Origin of the sequence: Rhodococcus gannanensis (genome assembly GCF_042681175.1) — a bacterium.
Classification (GTDB): Bacteria; Actinomycetota; Actinomycetes; order Mycobacteriales; family Mycobacteriaceae; genus Rhodococcus_G; species Rhodococcus_G gannanensis.
Window position 1 is genome coordinate 285,375 of sequence record NZ_JBHUFB010000020.1, and the last position, 15,754, is coordinate 301,128.

The window sequence follows — 15,754 nt, forward strand, 5'->3', positions numbered from 1 at the left end:
TTGAATTGCTGCTAGTTCGCTATCGCTGCCGGGTCCCCGGCGGGGAGACTCACGTCTCCCCGCCGGGGTCGGCTCCTAGTTCGCGAGGTCGTCGACCGTCGCGGCTTCGTTCCGGGACAGGTTGATGCCCAGGTTCGCGGCCGCCCGCTCCAGATCCTCGTCGTCGCCGTCGCGCATCTCGATGGCAGCGCCGTCACTCGACAGCACCTCCACGTTGAGGCACAGCGACTGGAGCTCCTTGAGGAGAACCTTGAACGACTCGGGGATGCCGGGCTCGGGGATGTTCTCGCCCTTGACGATCGCCTCGTACACCTTCACGCGACCCACCACGTCATCGGACTTGATGGTGAGCAGCTCCTGCAGGGTGTATGCGGCGCCATACGCCTGCATCGCCCAGCACTCCATCTCACCGAAGCGCTGGCCACCGAACTGGGCCTTACCACCGAGCGGCTGCTGGGTGATCATCGAGTACGGGCCGGTCGAACGCGCGTGGATCTTGTCGTCGACCAGGTGGTGCAGCTTGATGATGTACATGTAGCCGACCGAGACCGGGTACGGGAACGGCTCGCCGGAACGACCGTCGAACAGCGTCGCCTTGCCGTCCGAGCCGACCATCTGCTCGCCGTCACGGTTGGGCAGCGTCGCGCCCAGCAGACCGGTGAGCTCGTCCTCCTTGGCACCGTCGAACACCGGCGTCGCGATGTTCGAGTCGGCCGGGGCGGACAGCATCTCCTCGGGCAGGCTCGCGGCCCACTCCGGTCGGGTGCCGTCGCCCGCGATCTGCACGTTCCAGCCGGTCTTGCCGATCCAGCCGAGGTGCGTCTCGAGAACCTGACCGATGTTCATACGACGCGGAACACCGTGGGTGTTCAGGATGATGTCGACCGGCGTGCCGTCCGAGAGGAACGGCATGTCCTCCTGCGGGAGGATCTTGCCGATGACGCCCTTGTTGCCGTGGCGGCCGGCGAGCTTGTCGCCGTCCTGGATCTTGCGCTTCTGGGCAACGTAGACGCGGACCAGCTCGTTGACACCGGGAGGCAGATCGTCGTCGTCCTCGCGCGAGAACACGCGGACGCCGATGACCTTGCCGGTCTCACCGTGGGGCACCTTGAGGGACGTGTCGCGAACCTCGCGCGCCTTCTCACCGAAGATGGCGCGGAGCAGCCGCTCCTCGGGGGTCAGCTCGGTCTCGCCCTTCGGGGTGACCTTGCCGACGAGGATGTCGCCGTCGCGAACCTCGGCACCGATGCGCACGATGCCGCGCTCGTCGAGGTCGGCGAGGACCTCGTCGGAGACGTTCGGGATGTCCCGGGTGATCTCCTCGGCACCGAGCTTGGTGTCGCGGGCGTCGATCTCGTGCTCCTCGATGTGGATCGAGGTCAGCACGTCCTCTTCCACGAGGCGCTGCGACAGGATGATCGCGTCCTCGTAGTTGTGGCCCTCCCACGGCATGATCGCCACGAGCAGGTTCTTGCCGAGCGCCATCTCGCCGTTCTCGGTGCAGGGACCGTCGGCCAGGACCTGACCGGCCTCGACCCGCTGACCCTCGTCCACGATCGGACGCTGGTTGGAGCAGGTGCCCTGGTTCGAGCGGGCGAACTTGTTCAGGCGGTAGGTCTTGCGGCTTCCGTCGTCGGCCATGACCGTGACGTAGTCGGCGGAGACCTCTTCGATGACACCGGTCTTCTCGGTGACGATGACGTCGCCGGCGTCGACTGCGGCACGCAGCTCCATACCGGTGCCGACCAGCGGCGACTCGGAACGGACCAGCGGCACGGCCTGACGCTGCATGTTCGCGCCCATCAGCGCGCGGTTGGCGTCGTCGTGCTCGAGGAACGGGATCATCGCGGTCGCGACCGAGACCATCTGCCGCGGCGAGACGTCCATGTAGTCGACGTCGGTGGACGAGACGAACTCGACCTCGCCGCCCTTACGGCGAACCAGGATCCGGTCCTCCGCGAAGTGGCCGGACGAATCTACGGCCGAGTTGGCCTGGGCGACGACGTGGCGATCCTCCTCGTCGGCGGTCAGGTAGTGCACCTCGTCCGTGACCTGACCGTCCACGACCTTGCGGTACGGGGTCTCGATGAAGCCGAACGGGTTGACCCGCGCGTACACCGAGAGCGAACCGATCAGACCGATGTTCGGACCCTCGGGGGTCTCGATCGGGCACATACGGCCGTAGTGCGAGGAGTGGACGTCGCGGACCTCGAGGCCGGCGCGCTCACGGGACAGACCGCCGGGGCCGAGCGCCGAGAGACGACGCTTGTGGGTCAGACCCGACAGCGGGTTGTTCTGGTCCATGAACTGCGACAGCTGGGAGGTTCCGAAGAACTCCTTGATCGCGGCGACGACCGGGCGGATGTTGATCAGGGTCTGCGGCGTGATCGCCTCGACGTCCTGGGTGGTCATCCGCTCGCGGACCACGCGCTCCATGCGGGACAGGCCCACGCGGATCTGGTTCTGGATCAGCTCGCCCACGGTGCGCAGACGACGGTTGCCGAAGTGGTCGATGTCGTCGACCTCGACGGGAACCTCGACGCCGCCGGGGACGGTCATGTTCTGGTCGCCGGCGTGCAGGCGGACCAGGTACTCGACCGTCGCGACGATGTCTTCCTCGGTGAGGGTCGACGCGGTGATCGGCTGGCCCGCGTTCAGGCCCAGCTTCTTGTTGATCTTGTAGCGACCCACGCGAGCGAGGTCGTAGCGCTTCTCCTTGAAGAACAGGTTCTCCAGCAGGGTCTGCGCGGACTCCTTGGTCGGAGGCTCGCCCGGACGCAGCTTGCGGTAGATGTCGAGGAGCGCCTCGTCGGTGCCCGCGGCGTTGTCCTTCTCGAGCGTGGACATCATGATCTCGGAGAAACCGAAGCGCTCCGTGATCTGCTCGGTGGTCCAGCCGAGCGCCTTGAGCAGCACGGTGACCGGCTGACGGCGCTTGCGGTCGATGCGAACGCCGACGGTGTCGCGCTTGTCGACGTCGAACTCGAGCCAGGCACCACGACCCGGGATCACCTTGACGCTGTGCAGCGTCTTCTCGGTGGCCTTGTCGATGCTCTCGTCGAAGTAGACGCCGGGCGAGCGGACGAGCTGGGACACCACGACACGCTCGGTGCCGTTGATGATGAAGGTGCCCTTGTCGGTCATCATCGGGAAGTCACCCATGAAGACCGTCTGGCTCTTGATCTCGCCGGTGTTGTTGTTGATGAACTCGGCAGTGACGAACAGCGGAGCCGCGTACGTCATGTCCTTGTCCTTGCACTCCTCGACGGAGGCCTTGACCTCGTCGAAGCGCGGATCGGAGAAGGACAGGGACATCGAGCCCGAGAAGTCCTCGATTGGGGACAGTTCGGCGAGGATGTCCTCCAGGCCGCCGGTCGCACCCTCGTCTCCGCGAGCCTTGACTCGCTCACGGTATTCGGGCGAGCCGATCAACCATTCGAAGGAATCGGTCTGAAGATCAAGTAGACCCGGGACTTCGAGAGGTTCGCGAATCTTCGCGAACGACACCCTCTTCGGGGCTCCGGGGATTCCGGCCTTGGTCTGGCTAGAGACTGCCAAGATGCGTCCTTCCAGCACCTCACGCGGGCCGCTCACTTGCGTGCGACCGCCGCTGTATCTGCTTCTTCTGTGGGGCGAATTCGCTGGTCACGACCCGAACGAAACCCGTCACCACCACGCAGGAAGCAAAAAACTTCGATGCGGCAGGGCAAAGAGGTGGACAGGAGGCAGCCAGCGCAACGTCCAACAGTACCGGAAATCCGCGCAGAATACAAACAGGCGCGTCAAGAAACCTGAGATTCGATCACCGAAGTGAGATCACGGGTTCAAGAGACGGTTCGAAAACCATGTGCCCGATGCTCCGTACCTGTGCGGTACCCGCGCCCGATGCCTCCATTTGCGCCGGCGCGTGACCATCCGGACTCACGATCTCTCGCAGGTCTCGCCAATAGAGTGACGCGTCACGCGCCCGGCGTCAAGACCGAACCGCACTATTCGTCGCCCACACCCGGTCGGCTCGCTGCCGACACCCTGGTCAGCGGTCCCGGATGTCCGCCAGCAACCACTCGCCGTCCACCCGCGTCATGGTCACGGACAGCGGTCCGGAGGCACTGCCCTGGGCGGCGCCGTCGTTGGTGGCGCTGACGTTCATGGTCGCCACCAACTCGGCGTGGTCGTCGCTCAGCAGCTTCACCCCGATGTCCGTGACCTCGGCGTTCGTCTTCGTCTTCGTCTGAATCACCGCGTCACGGGTCACCTGGGCGGTCTGGTCGAACTGCGACCGCATGTCGTCCGAGAGGACGCCACGGGCGGCGTCGAAGTCCTGGTCGACGGTCTCGAACCCGTACGTGTAGAGGGTCTGGATCGCGTCGCGGGCCGCCGCGGTCACCTGCATCGTCTCGGCGTCGTCGACCCAGGCACGATTGTCGACCTCCCCGCCGGGACGCAGCCACGCGATCACGGCGAAGACCGCGAGCGCGACGGCGACGGCGCCCACCACCGCCACCCTGCGCCAGCCTGCAGCGACGGTCGCCGCATCCTCGGCGGCATCCCCCTCGTCCGGCTCCTGCGGTCGTGGCCGCAGCGAACTCGCGCGGTACACGGGACGCGCACGGGACTGCGGTTCCTCCGACGCGGTCGTGTCGGACGACTCGCCCGCGGTCGCGTCGGAGGGTCCCTCCGACACCGACACTGCGGCGTCGGACGAAGTCGGGGCGTCCTCGACTGCGTCGGCCCCGCGGTCGGGAGCAGGTCGATCCGTTCCCTCGTCGGTGGTCGACGCGGCAGGCGCCGGCGTCGCGTCGATCGCCGGTGTCGGCTCACGCAGCTCGGGCTCACGCCGGTCGGTGTCGGCCGGCGCGACGTGGTCGCCGCGGGGCGTCTGCCTGCCCGCGATCTTGGGCGTACGCCCCTTCGACGGGGTGGGGTTGGTGTTACGACGTTGAGGGGGCACTGCTGGAACTCCTGACGAACACGGTGGACGGACGGTGGTCGCGGCGTGTCAGCCGCCGTCACCCGCATCCGGTGCGGGCGCCTCGGCGCCGCCGGTGGCCGGCGCCGGTGCTGGAACCGCGGGCGTACCCGCATCCATGGCCTGCGGCGTGCCGATCGGCTCGACCTTCGAGCCCTTCCACTGGTCGTCCACCTCGGTGAGCCCGATGCGCATGGTCAGCTTGATCTTGTTCGGATCCCGATCGGGCCATGTCGTGGTGGACGTGAGCACGACCAGCGCGGTCGCCGTCCCCTCGTCCCGGCTGAAGTCGGTCAGCGTCGCATCCAGGACCTGCGCCTCGCTCTTGGCACCTGTCTGGCGGATCTGCTCGGCCAGCGCGTCGCGCGTCTCGTTCAGCGAGGCGACCATGTCGTCGCCGGTGATCGACGACTCCATGTTCGCGAACGTTCCGTCCAGGTCCTCCGGGTTCACCGTGTTGAGGTTGACCGCCACCTGACGGGCGCCGGTCAGCGCGTCGTCGCGGGCGGTCGCGGTCGGCTTCTCGACGATCAGGGCGTGCGCCCAGCCGTACCCGAACCAGGCCGCGAATCCGAGCGCCACGACGGCGAGCAGGCTCACCGCCACCAACGCAGGCTTGAGCAGTGTCGTGTTACGCATCACAGATCCACCCTACTTGAAAGTAACTTCCGCCCCCGGCGGGCCGTCCGAACCGGCCCGTGAGCACCTCACTTCGGGGTGATGCCCATCAACGCCGCCAGCTGCGTCGCGACCGGGTTCAGGTTCAGCGCCTCCGGGGCCACCTTCGGCTTGTCGTCCCACGGCTGCGGAGTCATCGGGTCCGCGTAGACGACGCGATTCGCCGACCGGACACCGGTGATGCTGCCGAGCGGCGTCGTGCAGTTCGCGTTCGTGTTCAGCGGGAACTCGTCCTCGGTCGGGTCGAAGTCCGGGTTCTCCCGCTTCATCTGGTCGAGGATCTCGTACGTGCCCTCGTACCCCAGCGTGCACGGCGGCGGCTGGTTCACCTCGAGGATCAGCCCCTGACCCAGGGTCCCGTCCCCCGACGCGGCGGTGCCCGCACCCGCGGCCAGTGCCGGCAGGAACGTCAACAGGGTGTTCAGCGCGATCGCGCGCGGTCCGAGAGCCGCGGTCACCAGTGCCAGGTTGTTCAGATCGGTGGTCAGGGAGGGACCCGCCACGTCGATCAGCGAGCCGACCTCCTTGCTCGCCGCGGTGCCCGTCTCGATCAACCGGCGGAGATCCGGGTCGCTGGTGCGCAACTGCGCAGAGATCCGATTGAGGTCGGCACTGAACTGCCGGATCGCCGACGACTGCTCCGACTGGGTGTCCAGCACCACCCGACTGTCGCGGATCAGCTGCAACGTCTGCGGGAGGTGCTCGATGCCTGCTTCGCTGAGCGAGTTCACCGAGTCGACGAGCACCTGGAGATCGTCACCACGACCGTCGAAGGCACGACCGAGCTCGGTGACGGTGGTGTTCAGCGAGTCCAGCGGAACCGAGCGCACCAGCGAGTTCGCGCTCGCCAGCACCTGCTCGACCGGTACCGGGATCGTGGTGTCCTGCCGTGTGATGACCGAGCCGTCCTCGAGGTACGGCCCCTCGTCCGACGTCGGCTGCAGATCGACGTACTGCTCGCCGATCGCCGAACGGTTCGCGACCACCGCCCGCGCCGACGCGGGAATCGACGGGCCGCCACTGTCGAGCTCCAGGTCGACCTCGACTCCGTCGTCGGTCAGGTGCAACTCTCCGACGCGACCGACCGGGACACCCCGATAGGTGACCTCGGCGTTGGTGAAGATGCCACCGGAGTCCGCGAAGTCGGCGGTCACCCGGTACTGCCCGAACCCGAGCAGATTGTCGAGCCGGACGTACGTCGCGCCGACGTACAACAGACCCACAGCCGCCACCAGGACGAACACGACCAACTGGACCCGAACCAGTCTCGACCTCATCGGCCACCCACCCCCAACGAGTCGAGCAGCCCGCTGAGCGGGTTCTGCGGCGCGGAATCCTGCACCTCACCGGCGATCGGCTCGGTGCCCGGCGCCGGCGGCTGACCCGCGGGCGGTGCGGGCGCGGGCACGATCGGCGGCAGCGGCAGCAACGACACCGTCGGCCAGCCCGGACGCGGTCCGTTGCCGTTGTAGTACGGATTCGACGGGTCGACGTTCGGGACGTAACCGTTGTAGCCGGGCGGCGGCGGAACGTACACCGGGTCGGGCTGTCCCACGCCCAACGCGTCCAACTGCTGACCGAGCCGCAGGTCGAGGGTCAGGAACAGGTTCATCGAGTTTCCGTGGATGACCTTCTCCGCGCCGTCCGGGAACGGGAACGTCGGAATGAGCGGCAGCGACGTCACCAGGTCCTCGCTCGAATCGGCCAGCGCCTGCAGCGTCGGCCGCAAGGCCCGCAGATCCGCGATCAGGTCGTCCCGCGAGCGTGTCAGCACGTCCGCTCCGACGTCGCCGAGCCGGTCGAGCTGGCCGAGCATCTGCACGAACTGCGGCCGCTGCTCGTTGAGGACCTGCACCGCAGGCGGGATCTCCGCGAGGATCGCGTCGATCTGATCCGTCTGCTCGGCGACCCGGCCCGAGAGCGCGTCGAGGCCGTCGAGTGCACGCGTGATCTCGTCCTTCTGCCGCTCCAGCCCACCGATCAGGGTGTTCGCCTGGTCGAGCAGGGAGCGAACCCGGTCCTCGCGGCCGTCGAACGCCACCGTCAGCTCGTGGATGATCGGCTGCAACTGCGCGACACCACCACCGTTGAGCAGCAGCGACAGCGCACCGAGCACCTGCTCGATGTCGGTGGCGTGCCGGGTGCGGTCCACCGGAATCGTCGCACCGTCCTCGAGACGCCCCGAGGACGGCTCGAACTCCGGAGCCTCCAACTCGATGTACTTCTCACCGAGCAGGCTCGTCTGCTGCACGCTCGCGACGGCATTCGCAGGCAGGTCGACGGAGGAGTCCACGACGACGTCGACGTCGGCGGTCCAGCCGTCGTCGGGGACGCCGATCGTCTCCACCCGCCCGACCGCGACACCGTCGACCTTGACTGTCGACTGCGGCACGAGGTCGAGAACGTCGTCGAACTGCACCGTCAGGTGCATCGGGTCGTCACCGATCGCGGCGCCGCCCGGGAGCGGGACGCTGTAGATGCCCGACCCACACCCGGTGACGACCAGAGCCGTCGCACAGGCACCCACGCCGAGCGCGAGACCCCTGGCCGCCGCCCACCGCTGCGTCATCGACCGCCTCACTGGCCACCCCCCGCAGCGTCGTCCTGCTCCGCCAGCCCCGGTGCCTGCGAATTGCCGAGCCGCGGCGAAACGGTGCCCGGCACCGTGCCCGGCTGCGCCGGACGCTGCAGGTTGTCACCGCTGAGAATGCCGAACGGAAGGTTCAGCGTCGGGGTCTTCACCCCGGCCGTCATCTGGTCCATGATCACGTTGCAGTTCTCGATGACCGGACGCATCTGCCGGCTCAACGCCTCGAATTCGGGGTCGCCCGGCATCAGTTTGCCGAGGTCGATCAGCTTGCAGAGGGCACCGTACGGGTCCTGGGTTTCCGGCAGCACGAGCCGTGACGCCAGGGTCCCGGATTCGGCGTCGTACGAGTTGACGACGTTGCTGATCGCGAGCGGCAGCACCGTCAAGGCGTCGACGAGGTCCTGCCTGTTGTCCGCGAGGGTCTGCGTCACCTGGACCAGTCGCTCCGCGTTGCTCGCGACGAGGTCCTTGTTGTCCTGAACGAAGACCGCGACGTCGCCGAGCGCGACGGACAGCTGGTTGAGTGCCGCCCCGAGGTTCTCCCGCTCCCCGTCGAGGAATCCGCTGAGGTCGGCGAGCTGCGTGTTGAACTGCCGGACCTGCTCGTCGTTCGCGGCGAGCGCGCTCACGAAGGTCTGCAGGTTGTCGACCGTGTCGAACAGGTCGCCGCGGCTGTAGTTCAGCGTCGCCGCGGCCCGGGACAGCTCCGTGATCGTGTTGCCGAGGGCCTCGCCGTTGCCGTCGAGATTCGCCGCGGCCGTGTCGACCAGGTTCGTGAGCGCGCCGTCCTTGTTCGCTCCGTTCGGACCGAGCGCGTCGGACAGGTCCTCGATGCTCGCGTACAGCTGGTCCACCTCGACGGGTGTCGCGGTCCGCTCCCTGGGGATGGTCGCGCCGGACTCCATCACGGGGCCACCGGAGTACGCGGGGGCGAGCTGGATGTAGCGGTCCGCCACCACCGACGGGGTGACCTGCGCAGCCTTCGCATCGGCGGGAACGTCGACACCGCGGTCGACCCTCATCACCACGCGGACCTCGTCGCCGAGCGGTGTCACCTCGTTGACCTCACCGACCTTGACCCCGAGCACGCGGACGTCCGAGCCCGAGTAGATGCCCACCGACTTGTCGAAGTAGGCGGTGATCGTCGTGGTTCCGGCCCGGGCGTAGATCCACCAGCCGCCGACCGCGACGACGAGTACCGCGATCACGACGCCGATCGTGGTGAGGACCTGGGCTCGACTGAACTTCGGCATCCGCCCCGTTGTCACGCCCGTCATCAGTTGTCTCCCAGTGTGCGCACCGGATCCCGGTAGCCCGGAATCAAGGGCAGCCCCGGCGGCGTCAGGTTGACCACGACCTGGTCGAACCAGCGGCCGTTGCCGACGATGTTCGCGTACAACCGCGTGAACGGCGCGTACAGCTTCATCGCCTGGTTCAGGTTCTCGTTGTTGTCCTGCAGGATCTGCACCACACCGCGCAGTTGTTCCAGAGCCGGCCCGATCTGCGCCTCGTTGTCCCGCACCAGCCCGGTGAGCTGCTGCGACAGGCGCTGCGTGCCGGTCAGCAGTTGTGAGATCGACTGCTGGCGGGCGTTGAGCTCACCGAGAAGCAGTCCGGCGCTGGAGATCAGCTCGGTGAATTCGGTGTTGCGATCCGCCAGCACGGTCGACGTCTTCGCCGTCGCGGCGAACAGCTTGGTCAGCTCGGCGTCCCGGCTCTCGATCGTCTGGGACAGCCGCGCGACACCGTCGAGGGAGGCGCGGATGTCCGCCGGGGTGCCCTCGAAGGCCTCCGACAGGGTCTGCATGCTCTGCGCCAGCTGCGGAGTGTCGATCTTGTCGATCGTCGACGCGGCGCTGGAGAAGGCGTCGATGACGTCGTAGGGCGACGTCGTCCGGTCCAGTGGGATGGTCGCGCTCGGCGAGAGCGCCTCGTCGCCACGGGGATCGAGGGCGAGGTACTTCTGCCCGAGGATCGTCTTGATCTGGATCGACGCGGTGGTCTGGTCACCGACCCAGGCGTCCTTGACCTTGAACGCGACCTCGACGCGATCGCCCTCGAGCGAGACGTCGGTGACCTTGCCGACCTTCACACCGGCGATCCGGACCTCGTTGTCGGGTTTGAGACCGGCGGCCTCGCTGAACTCGGCACGATACGTCGATCCCGCACCGATGATCGGCAGGTCCTCGAGGAAGAACGCCGACATCGTCGCCAGCAGGACGATGACGATGCCGAGTGCTCCGGTTTGCGCAGGGCTGCGCCGCGGCTCGCTCACTGACCGGCTCCGTTCGCCGAGCAGCGCGGGGCCGCGTTCGTGTACAGCGGCTGGTTCACCGTCGGCAGGCCGGTCGGCAGGTTCAGGTACGGCGAGTCACCCGGCCCGGCGACGACGTCGATGCCACAGAGGTAGAACTGGAACCAGGACCCGAAACTTGCGATGCGGCTGAGCTTCTCGAGCTTGACGGGCAGGTTGGCCAGGACCGCGTTCACCTGGTCGCTCTGCTCGTTCAGCGTGCTCGCGAGAGTGTTCAGCGCCGACACCGAACCCTGGATCGACGGCCGCGTCGGCTCGAGGACGTCCGCGGCGGTGTCGGTGAGGACGGCGAGGGACGTGACGGCGTCGCCGACCACGCCACGGTCGTTCGCGAGCCCGGTCACCAGCTGCTGCGTGTTCACGATCAGCGAGCTCAGTTCCTCGTCGTGCTCGTTCACGGTCGCGAGGACCACGTTGAGATTGTCGATCACGTCCCCGATCACCCGGTCCTTGTCCGCGATCGTGTTCGTCAGGGATGCAGTGTTGCGCACGAGCTCCGAGATGGTCCCGCCCTCCCCCTGGAAGACCTGGATGATCTGGTACGACAGCTTGTTCACGTCGTCGGCGCTGAGCGTCTGGAACAGCGGCCGGAACCCGTTGAACAGGGTCGTGAGGTTGACCGCCGGCTTGGTGTGGGCGAGATCGATCGTCTGCCCCTCGGTCATCTTGACGCCCTGCGGCCCCTCACCCTGCTCGAGAGCGATGTAGCGCTGCCCCACCAGGTTCCGGTAGCGGATGGTGGCCGTGGATCCGACCGGCAGCCAGTCGCGGTCCGTCAGGGAGAACTCGACCTTCGCCTCCCTGTCGTTGACGATCGAGATCTTGTCGACCTGCCCGACGCGGACACCGGCGATGCGCACCTCGTCACCCTTGTTGAGCGAGGTGACGTCGGAGAAGACCGCATTGAACCGGGTGCCGCCACCGCCACCGGTGTTGGCGATGGTGAACGCCAGCAGCGCGGTCGCCGTGATCGTCACGACGGCGAAGATCACGAGCTTCGTCAGCGGACCCGCGAGCCCCCGCAACTGTGCCTTCATCGGACGCTCACCTCCGCCCCGCGTAGCGCCGGCGCTCCCAGCAGGGTCGTCCAGCCGGGCACCTCCTCGGGCGACGTACCCGTGCCCGTCCCGTAGATCACTGCCAGCGTGTCCTGTTCGTACGTCGATCCTGTGTAGCTCGCGGGCGTTACCCCGGGAACGGGTGCGTACTGCGGCGCCGCGGGCGACGGCACGTACGAGGGGCCGGGATTACGCGAGGGCACCTGATAGGCGCCGTCGTTGTATGACCCGCCGGGGTACTGCGGGAAGTTCTCCCCCGGACCGGCGGGTGTGTAGCACTTGGCACCACGGTTGTCGAAGAGTCGCGGCTCGTCCTGGTTCGGCAGGTAACGGCCCTTCGGGTTGACGAACACCGTCGCCGCCCGCGCGCCCGGGTGGTCCTGCAGGCTGCCGTCCGGGTTCAGGCCGAGAATGCCGTTGGCGCGCTCCACGATCGGCACGAACTGCGCGAACATGCAGCCGAAGGTCGGCGACGCCGCTGCCAGCACCTCGAGCGTCTCCCGCGAATCGGCGGTGATCGAGATCAGCGAGTCACGGTTGGCCTCGAGGAAGTCGGCCGTCGTGCCCGCGGTCGCGGTGGCCGCGGACATCAGCGCGCGGATCTGGTTCTGCTGCTGGACGACGGTCGCACCGGTGGTCCGCAGATTGTCGAGCGCACTCACGAGCTCGGGCGCGGCCTCGGAGTATGTCTGCGAGAAGTCGGCGAGCCCGCGCAGGGACTGCTCGAGGTTGGGCAGCTCCGTGTTCACGCCCGCGAAGATCGTCTCGAGACGTTCCAGGCTCGAGCCGATCTCGTCGCCGCGGCCCGTGAGGGCCTGGTTCAGCGCGCCGAGGGTGTTGGCGAGATCCTGCGGGGGAACCGCCTGCAGCAACGGCAGCAGTCCGTCGAGCAGCTCCCCGACCTCGATCGCGTTGCCACTGGTGTCCTGGTAGAGGGTGTCGCCGTCGGAGATCGGCGGCGCGGTGTCGCCCTCCGGAACGATCAGCGCCACGTAGCGCTCACCGAACAACGTCTTCGGCAGCAGCCGGGCCGTCGCGTTGGACGGGATGAGTTCGGCCTTGTCCGGAGAGATCGCAAGTTGGGAGGTGACCTCGCCGTCCTTCGTGGACGTCGAGCGCACCTCACCGACGATCAGCCCGCGGACCTTCACGTCCGCGTGCGAGGGCAGCGAGTTCCCGACCGTGTCGGTGACGAGAGCGACGTTGACGGACTTGGTGAACGACTTGTTGTAGACCCCGATCGTGAACGCCAGGAACAGCGCGAGGACGAGGAAGAACACCACGCCGAGCAGTCGGCGTCGCAGCGCCGAGATGTCGGTGCTCATCCCGCCACCCGCACAGTCGTCGTGGTACCCCAGATCGCGAGACTGAGGAAGAAGTCGAGCACCGCGACGGTGACGATCGCGGTGCGCACCGCACGTCCCACCGCGACGCCGACGCCGGCGGGACCGCCGGACGCGGTGTAGCCGTAGTAGCAGTGGATCATGATGAGTACGAATGCGAAGACCAGCACCTTGCCGAACGACCACAGCACGTCGGCCGGTGGCAGGAACAGGTTGAAGTAGTGGTCGTACGACCCCGTGGACTGGCCGTTGAAGACCGTGCTGATGATCCTCGACGCAAAGTACGACGCCAGCAGACCGACGATGTACAGCGGGATCACCGCGACGAATCCGGCGACCATGCGGGTCGTGACGAGGAACGGCACCGACGGCACCGCCATCACCTCGAGCGCATCGATCTCCTCGGAGATCCGCATGGCACCGAGCTGCGCCGTGAAGCCACAGCCAACCGTCGCGGACAGCGCCAGCGCCGCCACGATGGGCGCGATCTCGCGCGTGTTGACGTATGCGGACAGGAAGCCCGTGAGCACCGAGCTGCCGAGCTGGTCGAGCGCCGCGTACCCCTGGAGTCCGACGACGACGCCGGTGAAGCCGGACATCATCACGATCACGCCGATCGTGCCACCGATGACGGCGAGCGCGCCGCTGCCGAAGGTGACCTCGGCAAGTAGTCGCAGCACCTCACGCCCGTAGTGGGTGATCGTCCGCGGAATCCAACCGATGGCGCGGGCGTAGAACGACATCTGGTCGCCCGCGCGGTCGAGCATGTGCAGCGGCGCCCTGCCCGCCCGCCGGGCGAGCATCGCGGTTCGGTCGCCGCGGCCCTTGGCGATGGTCATCGACTCATGCCCCCTTCGCCGGAACGATCTGCAGGTACACCATGGTCAGGATCAGGTTCGCGAAGAAGAGCAGCAGGAACGTGATGACGACGGTCTGGTTCACCGCCTCGCCCACACCCTTCGGGCCGGGGTTGGGGTGCAGGCCCTTGTACGCCGCGACCACGCCGGCGATGACGCCGAAGATCGCCGCCTTGGCTTCCGCCACGTAGAGGTCGGGAAGCTGGGCGAGCGCCGAGAACGACGCGAGGTACGCGCCCGGTGTCCCGCCCTGAAGGATCACGTTGAAGAAGTAGCCGCCGGCGATGCCGACAACCGAGACGAGACCGTTGAGCAGCAGCGCGACGAGCACCATCGCGAGAACCCGGGGGACGACGAGCCGGTGCACCGGGTCGATACCGAGCACCTCCATCGCGTCGATCTCCTCGCGAATCGTGCGCGAGCCGAGATCGGCCGTCACCGCGGAGCCGGCGGCGCCCGCGATCAGCAGGGCCGTCACGATCGGACTGCCCTGCTGGATCACGGCAAGCACGCTGGCTGCGCCGGTGAATGCCTCCGCACCGAGCTGCTTGATCAGCGAACCCGTCTGGAGCGATACGACAGCGCCGAACGGAATCGCGACGAGCGCCGTCGGCAGGATGGTCACGCTGGCGATGAACCAGGCCTGCTCGATGAACTCACGAAACTGGAACGGCTTGCGGAAGGTGTTCCTGACGACATCGACGAACAGCTGGACGATCAGGCCGGCCTGGGTCAGCGCCGCTGACAGTGGACTCAGCAGCGCGCTCTTCGGTCCCCCCACCCGCGGCTACCCGTGACCCCAGGACGAATCCGCTGCGGCGTCGCTGTAGGCAGGGATCACCTGCGTGGCGTCGTCGGCGTCACCGAAGCTCTCGATGATGCTCGCCTGCGCCTCGGGCGGCAGCGTGTGCAGGATGGACCGGACGCGGTCCTGCCTGCGGTGGACGGCCTGCCGGACGGGCATCCCCGGGGTCGCCTGCATCTGCGGGACGACACCGGACACCTCCTGCGAACCGTCGTGGTGACCGGCCTCCTTCATGGCCAACTCGGCGGCCATCTGGGAGTCGTCCTTCTCCTCCGACATGCCGATCGGGCCGATCTTGCTGCCGTTGAGGAACTGCTTGACGACGGGCTCCTCGCTGGTGAGCAGCACTTCGCGGGGCCCGAACATGACCAGCTGCTTGCGGAAGAGCATGCCCAGGTTGTCCGGGACGGTACGGGCCAGGTTGATGTTGTGCGTCACGATCAGGATCGTCGCGTCGATCTGCGCGTTGATGTCGATCAGCAGCTGGCTCAGGTAGGTCGTGCGGACCGGGTCGAGGCCCGAGTCGGGCTCGTCGACGAGGATGATCTCCGGATCGAGCACGAGCGCGCGGGCCAGACCCGCTCGCTTGCGCATACCGCCGGAGATCTCACCGGGCAGCTTGTTCTCCGCGCCGAGCAGACCGTTGAGCTCGAGCTTCTCCATCACGATCTTGCGGATGTCGGACTCGGACTTCTTGGTGTGCTCCCGCAGCGGGAAGGCGACGTTGTCGTACAGGTTCATCGAGCCGAACAGCGCGCCGTCCTGGAAGAGGACACCGAACATCTGTCGGATCTCGTAGAGCTCCTTCGATGAGCACTGGAGGATGTCCGTGCCGTCGATGACGATCGATCCCTGCTCGGGCCGCAGCAGGCCGATCAGCGACTTGAGGAATACGGACTTGCCGGTACCGGACGGGCCCAGCAGCGCGCTGACCTCCCCCGCAGGCAGCGTCAGGGTGACGTCCTGCCAGATCTTCTGCGAACCGAACGACTTTGTCAGCCCCTCGACCGCTACCTCAACTCCCACCACTAACCTCCACGCTGCTCGACAGGTACCCCCACTGTGGGTTGCGTCACTGTATCGCATCAGTGTGGTACCCGTGACCACCGATCCTACTCACGAGTAAGAAAGGAGTGCAAG

At 67.2% G+C, this 15,754-nt stretch carries 12 protein-coding genes; all 12 read right to left on the reverse strand.

The features are described from left to right. Positions 1–75: 75 nt before the first annotated feature. The 12 genes from rpoB to ACFSJG_RS22185 all read right to left on the reverse strand — a co-directional run bounded on the left by rpoB (position 76) and on the right by ACFSJG_RS22185 (position 15,643). A complete protein-coding gene (gene rpoB / locus ACFSJG_RS22130; protein WP_378487918.1) occupies positions 76–3,576 on the reverse strand; it encodes a DNA-directed RNA polymerase subunit beta in 3,501 nt (1,166 codons plus the stop codon). Positions 3,577–4,033: 457 nt separating this feature from the next. After that, positions 4,034–4,951: a hypothetical protein gene (locus ACFSJG_RS22135; RefSeq protein ID WP_378487387.1), complete on the reverse strand. Its 918-nt coding sequence runs from the start codon at positions 4,949–4,951 to the stop codon at positions 4,034–4,036. Positions 4,952–4,999: 48 nt separating this feature from the next. Next, complete coding sequence (locus ACFSJG_RS22140) at positions 5,000–5,608, reverse strand: hypothetical protein (protein ID WP_378487388.1); 609 nt, start codon at positions 5,606–5,608, stop codon at positions 5,000–5,002. 68 nt (positions 5,609–5,676) lie between these two features. Then, a complete protein-coding gene (locus tag ACFSJG_RS22145) occupies positions 5,677–6,924 on the reverse strand; it encodes an MCE family protein (protein WP_378487389.1) in 1,248 nt (415 codons plus the stop codon). Continuing rightward, positions 6,921–8,216 (reverse strand): MCE family protein, encoded by a 1,296-nt coding sequence (locus ACFSJG_RS22150; RefSeq protein ID WP_378487390.1) that lies wholly within the window; start codon positions 8,214–8,216, stop codon positions 6,921–6,923. Before ACFSJG_RS22150 ends, ACFSJG_RS22145 begins: the two co-directional genes overlap by 4 nt. A gap of 8 nt (positions 8,217–8,224) precedes the next feature. Beyond that, positions 8,225–9,490 (reverse strand): MCE family protein, encoded by a 1,266-nt coding sequence (locus tag ACFSJG_RS22155; protein ID WP_378487919.1) that lies wholly within the window; start codon positions 9,488–9,490, stop codon positions 8,225–8,227. Positions 9,491–9,513: 23 nt separating this feature from the next. Further along, positions 9,514–10,512, reverse strand: coding sequence for an MCE family protein (locus ACFSJG_RS22160; protein WP_378487391.1), 999 nt, complete (start codon positions 10,510–10,512; stop codon positions 9,514–9,516). After that, a complete protein-coding gene (locus ACFSJG_RS22165; RefSeq protein WP_378487920.1) occupies positions 10,509–11,576 on the reverse strand; it encodes an MCE family protein in 1,068 nt (355 codons plus the stop codon). Before ACFSJG_RS22165 ends, ACFSJG_RS22160 begins: the two co-directional genes overlap by 4 nt. An 8-nt stretch (positions 11,577–11,584) precedes the next feature. Then, the gene (locus ACFSJG_RS22170; RefSeq protein WP_378487392.1) at positions 11,585–12,934 is read right to left on the reverse strand and encodes an MCE family protein; all 1,350 of its coding nucleotides are present in this window, start codon (positions 12,932–12,934) and stop codon (positions 11,585–11,587) included. Further along, a complete protein-coding gene (locus tag ACFSJG_RS22175; protein ID WP_378487393.1) occupies positions 12,931–13,791 on the reverse strand; it encodes an MlaE family ABC transporter permease in 861 nt (286 codons plus the stop codon). The genes ACFSJG_RS22170 and ACFSJG_RS22175 overlap by 4 nt, the downstream gene beginning before the upstream one ends. A 4-nt stretch (positions 13,792–13,795) precedes the next feature. Further along, the gene (locus tag ACFSJG_RS22180; protein ID WP_378487394.1) at positions 13,796–14,590 is read right to left on the reverse strand and encodes an MlaE family ABC transporter permease; all 795 of its coding nucleotides are present in this window, start codon (positions 14,588–14,590) and stop codon (positions 13,796–13,798) included. Between the two features lie 6 nt (positions 14,591–14,596). Then, a complete protein-coding gene (locus ACFSJG_RS22185) occupies positions 14,597–15,643 on the reverse strand; it encodes an ABC transporter ATP-binding protein (RefSeq protein WP_378487395.1) in 1,047 nt (348 codons plus the stop codon). Positions 15,644–15,754: the final 111 nt, after the last annotated feature.

Excerpts from the sequence above, each read along its gene's own strand:
- ACFSJG_RS22140 (WP_378487388.1), bottom strand. The coding sequence starts at position 5,608 with ATGCGTAACACGACACTGCTCAAGCCTGCGTTGGTGGCGGTGAGCCTG.
- ACFSJG_RS22145 (WP_378487389.1), bottom strand. The coding sequence starts at position 6,924 with ATGAGGTCGAGACTGGTTCGGGTCCAGTTGGTCGTGTTCGTCCTGGTG.
- ACFSJG_RS22150 (WP_378487390.1), bottom strand. The coding sequence starts at position 8,216 with ATGACGCAGCGGTGGGCGGCGGCCAGGGGTCTCGCGCTCGGCGTGGGT.
- ACFSJG_RS22155 (WP_378487919.1), bottom strand. The coding sequence starts at position 9,490 with ATGCCGAAGTTCAGTCGAGCCCAGGTCCTCACCACGATCGGCGTCGTG.
- ACFSJG_RS22170 (WP_378487392.1), bottom strand. The coding sequence starts at position 12,934 with ATGAGCACCGACATCTCGGCGCTGCGACGCCGACTGCTCGGCGTGGTG.
- ACFSJG_RS22175 (WP_378487393.1), bottom strand. The coding sequence starts at position 13,791 with ATGACCATCGCCAAGGGCCGCGGCGACCGAACCGCGATGCTCGCCCGG.